This is a genomic window from Pseudaeromonas sp. HNCC25DJ182 (assembly GCF_055413365.1).
The window spans coordinates 113,996-132,343 of the sequence record NZ_JBVAYG010000003.1 but is presented as its reverse complement, the minus strand read 5'-3'; the positions used below and the strand labels follow the sequence as shown (position 1 = coordinate 132,343).

Annotated in this window: 18 protein-coding genes; 6 read left to right on the top strand and 12 right to left on the bottom strand. The window is 55.9% G+C overall.

The genetic code is table 11. The features are described 5' to 3' along the window. Positions 1-6: 6 nt before the first annotated feature. From ACZYUB_RS03960 to pspA, 6 genes are all read right to left on the bottom strand, one after another. Positions 7-606, bottom strand: coding sequence for a LemA family protein (locus ACZYUB_RS03960; RefSeq protein ID WP_463945928.1), 600 nt, complete (start codon positions 604-606; stop codon positions 7-9). A 171-nt stretch (positions 607-777) separates the two neighbouring features. Then, positions 778-1,890 (bottom strand): YcjF family protein, encoded by a 1,113-nt coding sequence (locus ACZYUB_RS03955; RefSeq protein WP_463945740.1) that lies wholly within the window; start codon positions 1,888-1,890, stop codon positions 778-780. Further along, positions 1,887-3,302: a YcjX family GTP-binding protein gene (locus ACZYUB_RS03950; RefSeq protein ID WP_463945738.1), complete on the bottom strand. Its 1,416-nt coding sequence runs from the start codon at positions 3,300-3,302 to the stop codon at positions 1,887-1,889. The genes ACZYUB_RS03955 and ACZYUB_RS03950 overlap by 4 nt, the downstream gene beginning before the upstream one ends. After that, positions 3,302-3,685 carry an envelope stress response membrane protein PspC gene (gene pspC, locus ACZYUB_RS03945; RefSeq protein WP_463945736.1) on the bottom strand — a complete coding sequence of 128 codons (384 nt, stop codon included), beginning with the start codon at positions 3,683-3,685 and terminating at the stop codon, positions 3,302-3,304. Before pspC ends, ACZYUB_RS03950 begins: the two co-directional genes overlap by 1 nt. Continuing rightward, entirely contained in the window at positions 3,678-3,938 is a 261-nt protein-coding gene (gene pspB / locus ACZYUB_RS03940) for an envelope stress response membrane protein PspB (protein ID WP_463945734.1), read from the bottom strand. Before pspB ends, pspC begins: the two co-directional genes overlap by 8 nt. Then, a complete protein-coding gene (pspA, locus tag ACZYUB_RS03935; RefSeq protein WP_463945733.1) occupies positions 3,939-4,610 on the bottom strand; it encodes a phage shock protein PspA in 672 nt (223 codons plus the stop codon). 220 nt (positions 4,611-4,830) lie between these two features. On the opposite strand from pspA, the gene pspF reads away from it, so the two are divergent. From pspF to ACZYUB_RS03905, 6 genes are read left to right on the top strand one after another with little or no spacing between them, the layout of a single operon-like run. Continuing rightward, entirely contained in the window at positions 4,831-5,832 is a 1,002-nt protein-coding gene (pspF, locus tag ACZYUB_RS03930; protein ID WP_463945731.1) for a phage shock protein operon transcriptional activator, read from the top strand. Next, complete coding sequence (locus ACZYUB_RS03925) at positions 5,829-7,457, top strand: ABC transporter substrate-binding protein (protein WP_463945729.1); 1,629 nt, start codon at positions 5,829-5,831, stop codon at positions 7,455-7,457. The genes pspF and ACZYUB_RS03925 overlap by 4 nt, the downstream gene beginning before the upstream one ends. A 3-nt stretch (positions 7,458-7,460) precedes the next feature. Beyond that, positions 7,461-8,420, top strand: a complete 960-nt coding sequence (locus ACZYUB_RS03920) for an ABC transporter permease (protein WP_460885027.1) — start codon at positions 7,461-7,463, stop codon at positions 8,418-8,420. After that, complete coding sequence (locus ACZYUB_RS03915) at positions 8,404-9,297, top strand: ABC transporter permease subunit (RefSeq protein ID WP_463945727.1); 894 nt, start codon at positions 8,404-8,406, stop codon at positions 9,295-9,297. Before ACZYUB_RS03920 ends, ACZYUB_RS03915 begins: the two co-directional genes overlap by 17 nt. Further along, the gene (locus tag ACZYUB_RS03910; protein ID WP_460885029.1) at positions 9,297-10,295 is read left to right on the top strand and encodes a peptide ABC transporter ATP-binding protein; all 999 of its coding nucleotides are present in this window, start codon (positions 9,297-9,299) and stop codon (positions 10,293-10,295) included. The genes ACZYUB_RS03915 and ACZYUB_RS03910 overlap by 1 nt, the downstream gene beginning before the upstream one ends. After that, the gene (locus tag ACZYUB_RS03905; protein ID WP_463945724.1) at positions 10,292-11,077 is read left to right on the top strand and encodes a peptide ABC transporter ATP-binding protein; all 786 of its coding nucleotides are present in this window, start codon (positions 10,292-10,294) and stop codon (positions 11,075-11,077) included. Before ACZYUB_RS03910 ends, ACZYUB_RS03905 begins: the two co-directional genes overlap by 4 nt. A gap of 47 nt (positions 11,078-11,124) precedes the next feature. Here ACZYUB_RS03905 and ACZYUB_RS03900 read toward each other — a convergent pair whose 3' ends face one another. From ACZYUB_RS03900 to ACZYUB_RS03875, 6 genes are all read right to left on the bottom strand, one after another. Beyond that, positions 11,125-11,748, bottom strand: coding sequence for a MiaE family protein (locus ACZYUB_RS03900; RefSeq protein WP_463945722.1), 624 nt, complete (start codon positions 11,746-11,748; stop codon positions 11,125-11,127). Positions 11,749-11,838: 90 nt separating this feature from the next. Continuing rightward, on the bottom strand, positions 11,839-13,143 hold the full coding sequence (locus ACZYUB_RS03895; RefSeq protein ID WP_463945720.1) for an inosine/guanosine kinase: 1,305 nt from the start codon (positions 13,141-13,143) through the stop codon (positions 11,839-11,841). Between the two features lie 105 nt (positions 13,144-13,248). Further along, complete coding sequence (hemH, locus tag ACZYUB_RS03890; RefSeq protein WP_463945718.1) at positions 13,249-14,217, bottom strand: ferrochelatase; 969 nt, start codon at positions 14,215-14,217, stop codon at positions 13,249-13,251. Between the two features lie 71 nt (positions 14,218-14,288). Next, positions 14,289-14,933 (bottom strand): adenylate kinase, encoded by a 645-nt coding sequence (gene adk / locus ACZYUB_RS03885; protein ID WP_460885034.1) that lies wholly within the window; start codon positions 14,931-14,933, stop codon positions 14,289-14,291. Between the two features lie 54 nt (positions 14,934-14,987). Beyond that, positions 14,988-17,060: a sensor domain-containing diguanylate cyclase gene (locus tag ACZYUB_RS03880; protein WP_463945716.1), complete on the bottom strand. Its 2,073-nt coding sequence runs from the start codon at positions 17,058-17,060 to the stop codon at positions 14,988-14,990. Beyond that, complete coding sequence (locus ACZYUB_RS03875) at positions 17,057-18,163, bottom strand: sugar ABC transporter substrate-binding protein (RefSeq protein WP_463945714.1); 1,107 nt, start codon at positions 18,161-18,163, stop codon at positions 17,057-17,059. The genes ACZYUB_RS03880 and ACZYUB_RS03875 overlap by 4 nt, the downstream gene beginning before the upstream one ends. Positions 18,164-18,348: the final 185 nt, after the last annotated feature.

The window sequence follows — 18,348 nt, the reverse complement described above, 5'->3', positions numbered from 1 at the left end:
CCTTCATCAAAAGTTCACCTCAGGAGCCTGCTCGGCACCGGGCTTGGTGGCTTCATAGTTTTCTTTTGGTGGTAGTTCGCTATACAGAACTTTATGCCAGATAAGACCCGGGAAGGTACGGATCTCAGTATTGAAGGCCTGCACCGCCGCGATGTAGTCACGTCGCGCCACGCTGATGCGGTTTTCAGTCCCCTCCAGTTGTGCCTGCAGACTCAGGAAATTCTGATTTGCTTTCAGATCCGGATACTTCTCCGTAACCAGCATCAAACGCTGCAGCGCTCCGCTCAGCTGTCCCTGTGCCTGTTCAAAAGCTTTCATCCGGGCCGGATCACTCAAGGCGGCAGCATCCAGACGCATACTCCCTACCTTGGCCCTCGCCTCGGTAACGGCTTGCAACGTCTCCCGCTCGTGGCTGGCATATCCTTTGACCGTTGCGACCAGATTGGGGATCAGATCGGCGCGACGCTGATACTGATTTTCGACCTGCGCCCAAGCCGCCTTGGTCTGTTCATCCAACGTAGGGATGCGATTGACATCGCAACCGCTCAACCCGAGAGCCAACAGTAAAACACTCATCGGCCATAGAAGTCGCCGCCAGCCCTCCATCAGAGCCCTAGTGTGAGTTGCCATCATCATGCGTGTGGATCTGCTCATTCCCATGTTCCTTGTTCTCCGTCATGTACCCGCGTGGTGCCTGTATCCTGGCACCCGCATAAGGGGCTTGAGAGTGTGGTGAGTTGTTACACTACAGTGGATCAATTCGGCTTCATATGAGATCTAATTTATTCTGGAATCGCCTGTGGTCTCGACATCAGCACCTACTGCTGCGTCTGTCGGGACGGATACCGCCGCCCCAGTCAAAACGCGACCCAATTTGTTCGCCAACAGCGACAATAATTCGCGACGGATCTGACCCAAACGCGGTTTTTCGTCAGCACTGAAAGGAATGGGACGACAAACCTGCATGGTCTGCAGCCCAAGACGCGCGGTTAACAAACCCGCACCAACGCCTTGCGCCAGCCGGGCGGAGAGACGAGCCGAGAGCTCCGCCCCCAGCCAGTCGAGACCCACATCGGTGATCAGCTCGGCGGCTCCGGCATAGAGCATATGACGAGCAATCTGGCGCAACAGTCGGATCCGACTGGAATAACCTAAACGGATACCATAGCAGGCAGCGACTTCATCAATCATCTTCAGACTGCGCCAGAGGATCAGCAACATATCCACGCTCGCCAACGGACTGATGGCAACCAGCACGGCAGCCTCCCCACTCCAGCGCGAGATGCAAGCTCGGGCTTGCCGATCCTGCTCGCTAAGCACTCGTTGGCTATAGAGTTGCAGCTGTTCGGCACTGCTATGATGCAACTCACACTCCGCCTGCCAGCGGACATATCCTGCCGATTGCTTGGCACCGGTTTGGACAGCCAAAGCCTCGCAAAAACCACGAGCGCCATCCGGCTGATTCGATTGCAGCAACACCCGCGCCTGGCTCTGGCTATCCTGGCGTCGTTTAAGCAGATGCAGCTCGCGCCACTCGCGCCACAACAGACGGGCGCCGCCAACCGCTAACAGTCCCAGTGCGCCACTCCAGAGTCCGCCCCACAGCCAGGAATCCTGAAATGATTGCCAGACGAAACTCCCCAACTGGACCACGCTGAGCATGGCAACCCCGGCCAATCCCCAGCCTAGAGCCCCGAAACGACGACGCTGTAACGCCCGCGGCACCAAGTCCTCGGTGGCACTGGCGAGTGGATCCTCGTACGGTTGACTGTGCGCTAATTCCGACTCCGACAGCAGGATGGCTCCCTGATGCGGCAAGGCTGGCTCCTCCGCAGGCAAGGGGAGATCGACACGCCCCTGTAGCCGCGGTTGTTCCTCGGTCGTACTCATTGCATCTTATCTCCCAGCAAAAACTCCAGAACCTGATCCAGGCGCAAATGAGGCATCGCCACTCCGGGCTGCAAGCTTGGAGGACGTAACGCGATAAACCCGAACGGGATCTCCGCGCGCCAGTAATCACCACCTGGACGCGCGGCAGGGACTTCACCGGGAAACAGGTGTACCGGCTCACCATCGAGGGTGGTGCCTGACAATGCAGTCAAAGTCCGTCCCTCATGCGTTACCTGCCGATAATCACAACAGCGAACCGATGCGATGGGTAAACATTCGATGGTGATGCCCTCAAATCGCGCCACGCCATACGCGCGCTGGACCAAATCCCGCAGCAGACTCTGTAGATTGGCATGCTGATCCGGCGTGACATGATCGGCCTTACTGGCGGCAAACAGCAGCTTGTCGATCCGGGGGGAAAACAGCCGTCGCAGCCAGCTGCTCTGACCATAGTGAAAACTGCGCATCAACAGTGCCAATGTCTGCTCCAGATCGGCAAATGCTCGGGCGCCGGCTTGTAATGGCTGCAAACAATCTACCAACACGATCTGGCGATCGAAGGAGGCAAAATGATCGCGATAGAATCCCTGGACCAGGTGCTGTTTGTAGGAGGCAAACCGCTCCTCGAGCATCGCCTGCAAGGAGCCTGGAATAGCGGTTTCCGCTAGCGGCTCCCAGACCCAAGGCACGAACTGCAACATGGGGGCATCGGCATACTGTCCCGGCAACACGAAACGACCGGGCTGGATCAACGACAAACCCAGTTGGGACTTACAATGATGCAACCAGTCGGTATAACGGGCAGCCAGAGCCCGCAGGGCACCGTCATCACCTGGCTCGCTCAGCGACAAGCCAGCCCCCAATGCCAGCCACTCGCTGGCGGCAGCGGCCAAGAGCGGATCTGCCAGCTGGTGTCGCATCTGTTCGCTCCACTGCTGATAGCTCATCTCCAGCAACGGCAAATCCAGCAGCCACTCACCGGGGTAATCGACAATATCCAGAAACAGCGAGCTGGCATCCCGCTTGAGATGGCGCAACAGCGGGTGATGACTGTCAAAGCGTAATTCCAGCCGGATCTCGCTCACGCCTCGTGTTGGCTCAGGCCACAGCGGCAAATCGGCATACAAGCAGGTAAGCCCGGCCTCATAGGGAAAACTCGGGATATGGTGGTGGCGCTGGGGCACCCGACGAGCCCCCAGCAGGCGCCCCGATTGCAGCACCTGCCAATGGGGCAAGCGGGCAGAAAAACCAGCCTGTTCCAGCTGTTGCACCAAGGCGGTGATAAACGCAGTCTTCCCGCTCCGGGAGAGCCCGGTCACCGCCAATCGCAGGTGGCGATCCAGCGAACGATTGACCAGCGTCTCCGCTTTTTCCTGCCATTGTTGCCACTGATACTTGTCAAACAGGGTCATTACAGCCTCTGCAGATCACGACGGAGTTGGTATTCCTTGGAAGTAACGCAGCGCTCCATAGCCTGCAAGCGCCGCTCGAGCGCATCCAGCTGCTGGGCCGTGCGATCCAGAGCCTGATGGGGCATTAAGCCTTGCTGCCAGCCGTGCTGTTTGAGTTGTGCCGCACCATAACTCGCGCTCGCTCCCCCCTCGACTCTGGGCTTTTTATCCAACATGGCCCAGGCTGCCAGATAGAGCAGCATCGTCAAAAAGGATGCAAAGATCAGCGCCGTCACCGTGACCAGCCGCACCACCCAGATCTCGACACCCAGGTAATCTGCCAAGCCTGCACAGACTCCCCCCAGTGCGCCCCGTTGCGGATCCCGGTACAGGTTCTTACTCATGTCCACCTCCTCGCGATTCCCCATCACCACGCCACTGCGGATTATCAACATCCAGCAGCCGCTCCAGGGTATGCACTCGTTGTTGCAACAATTCAGCCTGGGCTACCAGAGCCGTCAGACGGGCTAACTCCTGCTCATTGAGGCCGTTCCCCAACTGGCGATTGCTACGATAGTGCAGCACCAGCCAGATCGGAGCGACGAAGATCATGAACAGGATCGCGGGCACCACAAAAACTATCCAGATGGCGCTCATTTACTCCTCCTTGGTGGCAGCGGTTTGTAACCGCTCCTTCATGGCAGCCAACTCACGGGATATCGCATCGTCGGCCTCCAGTTCGGCAAATTGTTGCTGCAAACTGGGATTCGGATGATATACATCGGCTTTACTTTCCATTTCTTCGATCTTGCGCTCCATCCGATCAAATTTTTCCATGATGGAGTGTGGTGTCGCACGCTGTCCGTGCTGCTGCACGTTCAGCCGACTCTGAGCCGCTGCCGAACGCAGCAACATGGCTTTTTGACGTCCGCGCGCATCCTCCAGCTTGGCTTCCAGCAGCTCAATTTCCGCCGTCAGTTTGGCAATCCCCTCCTCAACTGCGGTGAACTCCTGACCCAAAGCATCGACCAGTTGCTGCTGTTTGCCCTTTTCAATCAGGGCAGCACGGGCCAGATCATCACGGCCCTTTTGCAAAGCCAATTCCGCCTTGCTCTGCCAGTCTTGCAGTTGATGCTGATTGCGCTCCTGTTGCCGCCGCAATTCCTTCTTGTCGGCCAAGTAACGGGCCAGATTGGAGCGCTCGCGCACCAGCCCCTCTTCCATCTCCTGAATGATCAATCGCACCATCTTGGGCGGATCTTCGGCTTTGTCCAGCAAGCTATTGAGGTTGGCATTCACAATATCGGTCAAACGAGAAAAAATACCCATGGTGGTCTCCTTACAAGATCCGGTGTCACTATGTCACCTGGCGTAGCGTGTTAATTTCGCCAGATACAGTTGCCACTTCGAATAGAGCAATAATCAGGCCAGATGCGGAAATACATATAACTCATTGATTAATAATCTTAATAAATAAAAATAAGCTTTTGGCGTGGCAACGCCCATGATTAAATAAACCAATAGTTGGTGAAATTAACCAGGTGAAATGATGCAAGAAGAACGGTTGCTCGGTGAATCCAATGCGTTTGTGGAGGTCCTGGAGCAGGTATCACGATTGGCGCAGATCCCGCGTCCGGTGCTGCTGATTGGTGAACGCGGCACCGGTAAAGAGCTGTTTGCTCACCGGCTGCATTATCTCTCCTCCCGGTGGCAGCAACCCTTCATCTCGATTAATTGCGCGGCTCTCAATGAGGGCCTGCTGGAAACCGAGTTGTTTGGTCATGAAGCCGGCGCTTTCACCGGAGCGCAAAAGCGCCATCCGGGTCGTTTTGAACGAGCCGATGGTGGCACGCTATTTCTGGATGAAGTCGCCACCATGAGCCCCCGCTTGCAAGAAAAGCTGCTCCGCGTCATCGAATATGGCGAATTCGAACGTGTCGGCGGACAACAATCCATGCAAGTGGATGTGCGGTTGGTCTGCGCCACCCATGCCAACCTGCCCGCCTTGAGTCGTAGTGGCCAATTCCGTGCCGACCTGCTCGATCGATTGGCCTTTGATGTCATCACACTGCCGCCCTTGCGGGCCCGCCGTGAAGATATTTTGCTGCTCGGGCGGCACTTTGCCGAGCGCCTGAGTCAAGAGCTGGGGCTACCTGCCTTTGCCGGATTTAGTGCCGCGGTTCAGCAACAACTGCTCGGCCACTCCTGGCCGGGGAACGTGCGGGAGTTGCGCAATGTTATCGAACGCAGCCTGTATCGCCAGGCCGAGCCCGAGCTTCCGCTGGCGTCGCTGGTTCTGGATCCATTTGCCTCACCATGGCGTCATGAACCGGAGGAGCTACAGGAGGTGGCGTTACCGACAACCCCACTGAACTGGAAACAGCATCTAGCCGACTACGAACGGCAGTTATTGCAACAAACATTGCTGCAACAACACTTTAACCAGAGATTAGCTGCACAATCCCTTGGCTTAAGTTACGATCAGCTACGAGGATTACTCCGCAAATATGGGCTCAATACCAGGCCTGTTGCTAATGAGATGAATGAATGATGAGCACTTTGGAGATATGGCGCGCAGGACGCATCCTGCTGTTCTGCAGCCTGGGATTACTACTCGCCGGGTGCCAACAGGATGAGGCACAGCAACAAAACGGTGCCGTCTACTGTGTCGAGAGCGCCCCCTCCAGCATGAACCCGCAACTGTATGGTCAAGGCACGCTGGGCTCCTCGCTCTCCCATCAACTCTATGACCGACTGCTCACCGTCAATCCCGCGACTCAGCGTCTGGAAGGAGCTCTGGCAACGGGTTGGACCATTAGTCGTGACGGACTGACCTACACCTTTACGCTGCGCAAAGGGGTGCAATTCCACCGGGTTGACTGGTTCAGCCCTACCCGTGGATTTACGGCCGAAGATGTGCTGTTTAGCTTCGACCGCATGCGGATACCGAGCCACCCCTATCACGACATATCCGGTGGTCATTACCCCTTCTTTGACAACACCGGGGTTGGCCAGCAGATCCGCGATATCCGCAAACTGGGCGACCATCAGATCCAGTTCGAACTCAACGCGCCCAATGCCTCCTTTCTCGCCAGTCTAGCCAGCGATTATGCCGTGATCCTCTCGGCTGAGTACGCTCAGGAATTGCTACTCAGTGGTCGGCCAGCGCAACTGGATCAACTCGCCGTCGGTACCGGTCCCTTCATGCAGCAAGAATATCGCAGCAATGAATTCATTCGCCTGCACCGCAACCCGCTGTACTGGGATCAACCTGCGGCCCTGGAGCGATTGGCATTTGACTATACCCCGCGTCCAACCAAGCGTTTGGCCAAGTTGTTGACCGGAGAGTGCCAGGTCATGGCGTTTCCCGCCGCGAGCCAGCTGGATTTCATTCGCAAGCAATCGAACCTGCGGCTCGATGAGGAAAGTGCGCTTAATACCGCCTTCTTAGCACTGAACGTCCGGAAAAAACCATTCGACGACTTGCGGGTACGCCAGGCCATTGCCATGGGCATCAATCGAGATAATTTGCTCAAAGCTGTCTATTTCGGGACCGGTGAATGGGCCAATACCCTGTTACCGCCGATTTCCTGGGCGCACAACCCGAATATTGGCGAGTACAATTACGACCCGATTGCCGCCAAAGCCCTGCTCAAAAAAGCGGGTCTCGAAGCTGGTTTCGAGATGACGCTTTGGGTCCAACCCGCGAATCAAACCTACAACCCCAATGCGCAGAAGACCGCCCAGCTGATCCAGAGTGATCTGGCCAAGCTGGGGATCGAGGTACAAGTGGCCCAATTGCGCGGCACGCTGATACAGATCCTGCTGCAAGAGGGGCGCCATGACGCCGTCGTCATGGGCTGGAATGCCGATACTGCCGATCCCGACAGCTTCTTCCGACCATTGCTCAGTTGTCAGGACTCCGGAGAAAAGGGCGCCAACTATTCACGCTGGTGCGAGCCAGCGTTTGATCGGTTACTGGAACAAGCGATTACGACCACCCGGATGGCACAACGCATCGAAGCCTATCAGCAGATGCAGGAAATGGTGTATCAGGACGTTCCGCTGATCCCTCTGGCGCATTCACAATATCTCTATGCCGGTTGGAAGAACCTGCATAACCTGGAACTGACCCCCATGGGGGGCATCTCCTTCAAGCGTGCCTATCGAGAATAAAACATGCTGATCTACACCCTGAGACGACTGAACTTGTTGATCTTTACCCTGCTGATCCTCAGCCTGTTCGCCTATTGGCTGGAGTATCGCCTCGGTCCCGGTGGGCAGAGTCTGTGGAGCGGCTATCTGGATTATCTGCGCCGCCTGTTTTCCGGCGACTTTGGTGTATCCAGTCAATCGGGGCGGCCGATCCTCGAAACCATCATGCTACATCTTCCTGCCACGCTGGAGCTTTGCTTTGCAGCTGTGCTACTCGCCACTGTGATCGGCATTCCATTAGGCACCATTGCCGCGCTGAATCAGGGACGTTGGCTGGATACCGGCATCATGGGTTTCAGCGTGCTGGGCTCCTCCATCCCTGTGTACTGGCTGGCCCAGCTCCTGATCATGGCGTTTGCGATGCACTTCCAGCTGCTGCCCTCCTCGGGTCAACTGAACCTGTTATACGAAATCAAACCGGTAACCGGCTTCATGCTGATTGATACCTGGCTGATGGCAGGGCCCCAACGCTGGCCAGCCTTTATGAGCGCGGTACAACACCTCTGCCTGCCCGCCTTGACCCTGGCACTGTTACCGATCACCGAGGTCACGCGTCTGGTGCGCAGCTCTATGTTGGAAGTGCTCAAGCAAAACTATATCAAGGCCGCCTTCAGTCGTGGCTGGTCACCGCTTGCGGTTATCTCCCGTCACGGTTTACGCAATGCCCTACCGCCGATCTTGCCGCAACTGTCGTTACAATTTGGAGCCATCATCACCTCGGCCATCGTCATCGAGCAGGTTTTTGAATGGCCAGGTCTGGGTCACTGGCTGATTAACAGCATCATGAGCCGCGACTATGTCGCCATCCAGGCCAGTATGTTGCTGATCTCCAGCGTATTGGTGGTCCTGAATATTGCCACCGAGCTGCTCTCCACCCTGCTCTATCCTGCCAAGAGGAAGGAATCCTATGGCCAGCAAGGCTAAAACCTATCCGGAAATCCGCATTCCGTCGCCGGTCACCCAGACGTGGTTGGCTTATAAGGAAAATCCGGTCGCCATGGCTGCCTTGTGGGGCATGGCGTGTCTGCTGCTGGTGGTGATCTTCGGGCCATCCTTTGTCAGCTACAATCCGCTTCAACAAGACCCCAATGCCTTGTTATTGCCACCGTCATGGGCCGCGCACGGTACCATAGTGCATTTCCTGGGTACTGATGATCTCGGCCGGGATCTGCTGACCCGACTGATCTACGGCGCCCGGCTCACATTTGGCAGTGCCGTGGTCGCGACCCTGATTGCCATGCTGTGCGGTTGTGCCGTCGGTCTGCTGGCGGGTATGAGCCGAGGTCTGAAGTCCAGTATCCTGCATCATATGCTCGATACCCTGCTGTCCATTCCATCGCTATTGCTGGCCATTGTGCTGGTTGCTGTGATGGGACCAGGCCTGGATAATGCGGCGCTGGCCGTCACCCTGACCCTGACACCGCAGTTTATCCGCGCGACCTACAACGCGGTGAATGACGAACTGCAAAAAGAGTATATAGTCGCGGTCCGGTTGGATGGCTCACCGCCGCTGCGGATCCTCCGACTGGCGATCTTGCCAAATATCGTCGACGTCATAGTGGCGCAAACCACGCGTGCGTTGTCCACCGCCATCCTCGATATCAGCGCAGTCTGTTTTTTGGGGATCGGTGCGCAGTCGCCGTCTCCGGAATGGGGAACCATGTTGGCCGACGGCATGGATCTCATCTATATCGGTGCCTGGACGGTGACGCTGCCCGGTTTTGCCATCATCTTCAGTGTCCTGGTCACCAATCTGGTCGGCGATGGACTGCGTAGTGCGTTACAGAAGGGTATTGATTGATGCCATTGCTCGATATTCGCAACCTCACCATCGAAATCGATACTCCCCAAGGTCGCGTCAAGGCCGTGGACCGTGTGAATCTGACCCTCAATGAAGGGGAGATCCGGGGTTTGGTGGGTGAATCAGGCTCTGGCAAGAGCCTGGTCGCCAAGGCCATCATGGGCATGAAAAAAGAAAACTGGCGCGTCACCGCGGATCGGATGCGGATCAACGACATCGATCTGATGAGTCTGAGCCCGCGCGAACGCAGGAAAGTGATTGGCCGTGATATTGCCATGATTTTTCAGGAGCCACGTTCCTGTCTCGATCCCTCCATGCCGATCGGTGCCCAACTGATTGAGGTCATCCCGGGCCGGGTGTTTGAAGGTCGTTGGTGGCAGCGCCTGTTCTGGCGCAAGAAGCACGCGATTGGCTTGTTGCACCGGGTTGGCATCAAGGATCATAAGAAAGTCATGGCCGCTTTCCCCCACCAACTCTCCGAGGTGGTGTGCCAGAAGGTGATGATCGCCATGGCCATTGCCATCAAGCCTCGGCTGTTGGTTGCCGATGAACCCATCAGTGCGATGGAGTCCACCACCCAGGCACAATTGCTGCGGCTGCTGGATCGGATGAACCAGAACAACAACACCACTATTTTGTTGATCAGTAACGATATTTCCACCATCGCCAATCTGACGGAGACCATTACCGTCATGTATTGTGGGCAGATGGTCGAGACTGGAAGCCGCGAACAATTGCTGGCAACCCCCCATCATCCCTATACCAATGCCTTGTTGAATGCGATCCCCGACTTCAGTGGTCGCCTGCCCCATAAATCACGGCTCAATGCCCTCCCTGGGGCCATACCCCCGCTGCAGCATCTGCCGATCGGTTGCCGCCTGGGCCCGCGCTGCCCCTATGCTCAAAAATTATGTGTCCAAACCCCGCCCATCACCCGACTCAAAAATCAGCAGTACAGCTGCCACTTCCCGCTCAATATGGAGGAAGCTAAAAAATGAAGGCCGAGCCGCTGTTACGCGTAACCAATATTGGCAAGAGTTTTATTGAACGCCGTGGGCTGTTTCGCAAAGAGGCGGTACGTGCCCTCGAGCAGATCAGTTTCACTCTGGAGCCTGGTGAAACCCTGGCCCTGGTCGGTGAAGCCGGATCCGGCAAAAGCACGCTCGCCAAGATACTGGCGGGAGTCGTCGCTGCCAGCGAGGGGGAAATTCGTGTCGATGGACAACTGATAGCCCCCGATGATTATGAGCAGCGTTGCAAGCAGATCCGGATGATCTTTCAAGACCCGAATTCGTCCTTGAATCCCAGATTGCGTATCGGGCGGATCCTCGAAGCTCCGCTGATGCTGAATACCGCCATGACGCCAGAAGAGCGAGCCCATCAGGTGCAGGAGACTTTGCGCATGGTCGGTCTGCTGGCAGAACATGCACTCTTCTACCCGCAGATGATCTCCTCGGGTCAGAAGCAGCGTGTGGCCCTCGCCCGGGCTCTGATCATGAACCCCCGCATCATAGTGGCCGATGAAACCTTCTCGATGCTGGATCTTTCGGTTCGCTCCCAGATTATCAACCTGCTGCTGAAATTGCAGCAGGAGCTGGGGATTGCCTATGTGATCGTGGCCAATGACCTCGGGCTGGTACGCCATATCAGTGATAAGGTCATCGTCATGCATCAAGGCAAGGTGGTTGAAAGCGGCGAGACTCAGCAGGTCTTTGCTGCACCGCAGCATGAAGTGACCAGGCGGCTGATCCAGAGCTATGGCCACGAGTATCGGCGTTAAAACCTGTTCTTGTTACAGGTGCGTATTCTGGTAATACGCACCTACCACTACTCCACCATGGCGCAAACCGGCACACCGCTATGAAAGCGGAACTGCGGATCCGGAGCCAGGATTAAGCTGGCTTCTTTCTCAACAAGAGTGGCAACCCGTTGCTGGATATTGCCATCACTATAACGTTCAGCCAGCGCCAGATAATCGGCATAATGACGAGATTCAGAGCGCAGCAACGATAAGTAGAAGCGGCGTAGCGTCTCGTCCAGATGCGGAGCCAATTTGGCAAAGCGCTCGCAGGAGCGCGCCTCAATCAGGGCACCAATAATCAGCTTATCGACCAGTGCTGCAGGCTCATGGGTCCGTACCTCCTTGATCAGGGCCGCGGCATAACCCGATGGGCTCAGCACCCGGTAGCCGATCCCCCTCTCTCGCAGGATCTCGACCACCTGCTCGAAGTGGTGTAGCTCCTCCCTCGCCAATCGCGAAGCCATGATCAAGAGCTCGGAGCGCTCCACATAGCGGTGCATCAGGCTCATCGCCGTGGCGGCAGCTTTCTTCTCGCAGTTGGCATGATCAATCAGCAATGTATCCTGCTGTCGCACTGCCTCGTCAATCCAGGCATCGGGAGTTGGACAGGCAAGAAAAGCATGGATAGGGGCAAGTAGTTCGGAATACACAATTCACTCCGGAAAAATCGATGAAAAAACGCGCCCGTTCGGGCGCGCTCCAGTTTAGCAAACTGTCATCACTAGCAAACATCCAGGCATTCATCGTTCCCAGTAGACCTCTTCCAGGCTGTCTTCCCGCTCCGGCAATCCGCGCGACAGCCGGGGGCTACTTTGCATCAGCACTTCATAGCTGACCCGATTGGCATATTTACAGAGTTGCGAGAACGAGGAGTAGCTCAAGAACGGCAGCTGATGCTTGGCCGAGTTGGGCGCCGCCTGACGGTGATAATGATTGGCCGCCATATCGTGTAACACCGCCGACAGAGCCCCATCGCCTGCCCCATTGGTATTTTTGATGGCTTCTGGTCCGCCCATGTAGGGCGCTATATGGGCAAAAACCCGCAGTGGATGCTGGCAATCTTGCTGCAACATGGGACGGCTGAATTCGTAACGATTGAACTCCGGGATCGCTCCTGGTAACAAGGGGTGGCTGGTTTCCCGCTTGGCCGTTTGTTCCGTGTAACCCGCCATATAGAGCCCCTGAGCACCTGCAGTACAGAGCACCAGATCGGCCCACTCCAGAGTCTGATTGGCCGCCGCCAGCGGATCCGAGAATCCGGTCAGCGCCTCACCCTCATCTTCATTCATCGCCACTACAGTGACGTACTGGCGAATAAAGTCTCGCCACCACTGGGGATCGGCATCAATAACAAAGCGGGTACCCAGAGTTAATACCACTGGAACACCATGTTGAGTCGCAAGCTCGACGGCCTTCATGGTCGCCGCTTTGATGGTATCGCCCTCTTCGCCTCGCACCAGATAGGCGCTGATGACCAGGGCCGAGGCCCCTGCCACCAGAGCTTCAGGTATATGCTCCGGGGTCAATCGATTCATCATGCCGGCATTGATACCGAAACTACGATCACCGTCCTCGGAGATAAAGGTAAAGCAGCGACCAATGGGCCCTGCTACCGGCTGCAAGTAGTTGAGATCGACCTTGGAGGAGGTATTGCACAGGTAGCGATAGGCATAGCCGCCGACTTCGATATTTCGGCTCATGACCCCGAACAGAATCGACGCCGAGTCGCTCAGCACCGAGTAGTTATGCAAGGTATTGCCAATGGTACCGCCAGCAAACTGACTCTCTATGAGTTGGCGAGAGACAAGCTCGTGGTACATGGCTTCGGCCGTTGCATCCGTCACCAACATCGAATGGCCCTTGCTCAGGCCATAGCGTTGCAGGAACTGGCTATCCACATGGGCCTCGATATCCACCAACGTTTGATCGATACCGACGATATATGCCGGGCTACGCGCCGACAGGGGATTGACGGCCGACAGCAAGGGATCTCGCCGTCCGACCGGGAAGTAATGCTTGGATTTGCGCTGACCGGGAAATTTCATAATGAGTGCTGTAGGCAACAGCCAGACCAGGACGAAAGGCCGCGGATCCTAGCACATTCCTCAGCCTTGCATAGGGGGGGAACAGGGGTTTCGCCGCCTTGTGTATCAGGCAAACCTTTGCGTGATGAGCTGGGTCAATAAATGCACATGAGCCGGCTCGGCATTCAGGGCCGGAATATAGTGATAACGCTCTCCACCCGCCTGTAAAAAGCTCTGTTTACCCTCGACCGCAATCTCCTCCAGCGTCTCCAGACAATCGGCGGCAAACGCCGGACAGATAATATCCAGCTGCCGTCGGCCGGAATGAGCTAGCTGGATCAGCGTCTCATCGGTATAGGGTTGTACCCAGGGCTCGCGGCCAAAACGAGACTGGAAGGAAACGCCCCACGTCCCATCCTCCAGAGCCAGCTGCTCGGCGACCAGACGTGCTGTCGTCCGGCACTGCTGGGGATAGGGATCGCCTCGCTCGGCATAGCGCTCGGGGATGCCATGAAAGGAGAACAGCAAGTACCCCTGCCCATGCTCTTGCCAGTGGTGTCGAATACTCTGGCTCAGGGCGGCAATATAGAGAGAATGATCGTGATAGTCGTCCAGAAACAGGGTAGTCGGGATCCTGTGCTCAGTCGCCATCACTCGAGCCCAGGCATCAAAGATCGGCGCCGTGGTCGTTGATGAGTACTGGGGATAGAGTGGCAGGATCAGCACCTCGTCGACGCCCTGAGCTTTGAGTCGTGACCAGGCGGTACCCAGTGACGGTTCGCCATAGCTCATCGCCAACTCGACCGGCATCTCATACCCGAGTCCCTGCAACGCTTCTTGCACCGCCGCTTGCTGTTGCCGCGAGATAACCATCAGCGGTGAACCCCCAGGTTGCCAGATCTGGGCATAGGCCCTGGCCACCCGTCGACTGCGGAGTGGCAGTATCACACCATGCAATAGTGGCCACCATAACCAACGCGGTACATCCACCACCCGGCGATCCGAGAGAAAGCCCCGCAAGAATTCGCGAACACCCTGCGCCGTTGCGCTGGCTGGTGTCCCCAGATTGACCAGAATGACTCCACGCTGCGGCATCTTCTCTCCTTATTAAATGCAAAAGGCGCCCGTACCAATGATACGGGCGCCCGGTGTCATCCGATCACAGCTTAGCCGAGGAGATTGGCCAACTGCTGGCTAACCACGTCAACAGCCTGTGTACCATCCAGACGCTCGTAACGAGTCCGGGCAGCCGCAGCCTCAGCCTTGTAATAGCCGACCAGCGGTTCGGTCTGCTGATGATAGATATCCAGACGCTTACGCACTGTGGTTTCTTCATCATCGGCGCGGATCACCAGATCTTCGCCCGTGACATCATCCTTACCGGCTTCTTTCGGCGGATTGAACACCACGTGATACACCCGACCTGAACCTGGATGCACACGACGACCACTCATGCGCTTGACGATCTCTTCGTCCGGAACATCAAACTCCAACACAAAATCGACCACGACACCGGCTTCTTTCATGGCATCGGCTTGCGGTATGGTGCGCGGGAAACCGTCCAGCAAGAAGCCCTTGGCGCAATCGTCCTGAGCAATACGCTCCTTCACCAGACCAATGATGATGTCATCGGAGACCAGTTGTCCCTGATCCATCACTTCCTTGGCTTTTAAACCCAGAGGGGTCCCCGCCTTGATAGCGGCTCGCAGCATGTCGCCAGTAGAAATCTGCGGAATGCCGTACTTATCCATCAAAAACTGGGCTTGCGTACCCTTACCAGCGCCTGGAGCGCCCAGCAGAATAATGCGCATTATGTATCCCCTATGGTCCATGTAATTAACGTCAAAAATCTCGAGAGGCGAAAATTACACGCTTTCTCCTGAATGCTCAAGCGTTTGCTCATGACCGGAGCGCTTGCGCTCATAGTAAGCTTGCTTCTGTTGATACATGGCTTTATCCGCCATCTTATAGAGCAAGGAGAAAGGGGTATGCTTGCTATCCGCATACCCGACACTGAAACTGATGCCATGTTCACGCCCCGCCAGACTGGCCGGTTGGAACTGGGCCTCCTGCAGACGACGGAGTAATACATCGTGACTGGCGACGGCTTCACCTTCCAGCAGGATGACAAACTCATCACCGCCAATCCGGAATAACGAACCTGGCAGATCCTTGAGACAGTTCAGCAAACGACTCGCCACGGTGCGCAGCAAGGCATCCCCGGCCTCGTGGCCGCGGGTATCGTTGAGATCCTTCAGGCCATTGACATCGATGAGGAATAGCCCGGCCTCCTTATCCAGCGAGGTTTCCAAACCCGCCATGCTCTGATCGAAAGCGATGCGATTTCCCAGCCCGGTCAGACCATCGGTTCGAGCCCAGAAGGCCAAGCGAGACGTCAAGGCCCGGTTTTCCAGGAAGCTGCTGAGTTCACGGGCAAATAACAACATGCCCTTGAGCTCCTCCTCTCGCAGACTCTGAGCCTGAAACAACAGCCAACCACCACCAAATGGCGGCGGTAACGGCATGCTATAAATACCATCGTTGATATGGTAATCGGTGCTCGGCTCCTGCACCGGCAACAGAGGTTCGCCGACAAAATCAGGATGCCGGTACGACATCACCGGGCTATTCGGCACTGTCAGTACCACCATAAAAGGAACGCCCAGCTCACAAGCCTGCACCCGCTTGATCACAGCATTGAGTACGGACTGATCCGAGCTTTCGGTACTCAACTCCTGACGCAAATGAATCACCTGGTTGTAGATGCGGTTGCTGATTTCGATGCGCTGCAGGATCAACGCGAGCTTATTGGTCCGCTCCTGGACCTTTTCTTCCAGACTATGATTCAGCTGACTGAGTTCGTGCAGGTAACGATCTTTCTCTTCCGCCAGATGGGCCAGATCGCGGTTGTTATGCTCCAGTGTCGTGAGCTGCTGACGGATGCGGGCCTGCATATCGATCAGCAGACGTTCGGTATGGGCAAATTCCCAAATTCGCGAGGTCGTTCCCTGCACCAGTTGTCCTGCCTCCATGCGCTGAATAATGCCATACAGGACATTAAAGGCGCGGAAGATAGGACGGGAAAACAGCACAAACAACACGATCATCACCAACATGACCACCAGCTGATAACTGATGAAGGGACGGATCGCTTCGGTGACCGCCTGGCTCATGCTTTCTGGCGAGCGGCTCACTTTCACAAACAGATTGACGCTGGGCGAATAATCCTTCTCACCGACGCTCAAACGCAGACTCTGACTGATCTGTCCTTCCTCATCCGGTGGCAACGCCACCCCGAGCTGAATGACCGAACTATGCTGGTTCGCAGAGGGACTGACCTGTGCCAGCATATTGCTAAATGGCACGACCGCGATGAGATAACCCTGTAGCGAATCACTATTGCGCACAATGACGCTATTGATGATGGATATGAACACCAAGGCACGATGATCGGCCCCCGGGACCAGCTCAGGTGATTCGATTACCACCACCCGCCCCCCCGTCACACCGGATTCATAGGCTCGTCCCAAATTATGCACGACCTCCAGGATCTCCCGGCTCCTCTCGACCGGGCGGATCTTGCCACCAAAATTCTCCCGAACCCGGCCATCACGCGTCAACAGATACAAGGAAGAGACCATGCTATAGCGGTTGGTAAAGGATTCGAATCGTTCCCGAACCTGAGAGCTGTAGTAGAGACTGGAAACCCCCTTGATGATGGTTTCATGCCCGGTCAACAAGCGTAAACCACTGGTGATGGCTCGTAATTCATTGTCCAGCTTCTCTTGAGTAACATGCACCTCGCTGTCCAATTGGGTCATCAAGGCCTGGGTCGCAAACTGCTTCAAGCCCTGGTAGTGGATCACGCTGAGCACCAGCAAGGGCACTATGATCATGCAGAGCATCAAAACGATCAGAAACCGACTCAGTCGGATCATTGATGGGATCCCTCTTCCTCAGCCAACGACTGCATATTTTGCGCAGCCTCGGCAGCATCGTATTCACCAGCCAGGAATAGTTTCAGCGTCTTACCCATCACCAACCAGACCATCAGCATTCTTCGATCATTCGGCATCGGCTTGCTCAGCTGCAATTGGCGGTGCAGAGTCTTCATATCCTCAGACATGTTACCCGCCAGTTGCTCCACAACCCGATCCACCGCCGGAAACAGCTTGGAGCGTTCATACAAGGAGCGCTGGCTGGCATCCGAGAGTAAAAAATGCACCAGTTCAACCGCCGCTTTTTGTTTAGCCGCGGAAATATCGGCCCGCATGGCCAGTACGTAGGAGCTACTCAAGGGAGTCATCGGCTTGCCTCCCAGTGTGGGCAGCAAGGCAACGCCCAATTTATCACCCAGCACATCATGGAGCATCTGGTAAGCCCAATCACCGTCCATCAGGTAGGTAACCTCGCCCTTGATAAACGCTTGCTCATTGCACATCAGCTCACAATGACTGGCTGGAAAGCGATCCATGGTCTGCTGATATTGCGTCAGTGCCGCTACCATCTGCGGCGTATTCAGCGAGAATTGCCCGTTCTGCAGTGGCCAGCCGCCGTTGGCGGTTAAAAAGGTCATAAACCAGAATGCCTGATCGCGAGGCCAAGCCAACTGTTTATCAGGGATACTTTCTAGCGTGAGTGCGGGCTTGACTAGGTCTTTGCGATAATACAGCACCAGCTGGTTGCCCATATTGATGGGAATACCGTACCAATTCTCCTCCAGGCGACCATCCTCACGCAGACCAAACTCGGCGGCTATCGAATCAGGCCAAACGCCAAGGTGGTACTCCTGCTTATTGCTGATCTGATCACTGGGTATGAAATAGAGATCCGGGAGCAGGACTGATGACATCACCTTGTCGCGAAACTGGTCGGCACGAAAGTGTTGTTGCACCACTTGATGACCACTCTGTTTGGCAAAGCGATCCAGCTCGGGTTGCAGGTGTTCTAGACTGTGCCCATTCCACAAGGTGAGTGTTTCGGCGATAGAGGAAGAAGACCAGCCGATGGATATAGCAAGCAGCAGGTAAAATAGACGCATAACGACTCCTTGCGTAACATTCTCGACAATTGTCTCATCCGTATCGGACATGGCAATGTTTTGTTGAACAAGTTGTGACAATCCGACTGATAGCAGCAATCACGGACAACCCCTTCAAGGTTCGGGTTGCCGACCACTCAGTCTCCAGTCTAGCAACTGACCGCCACCACTACCCTTAATCAAGC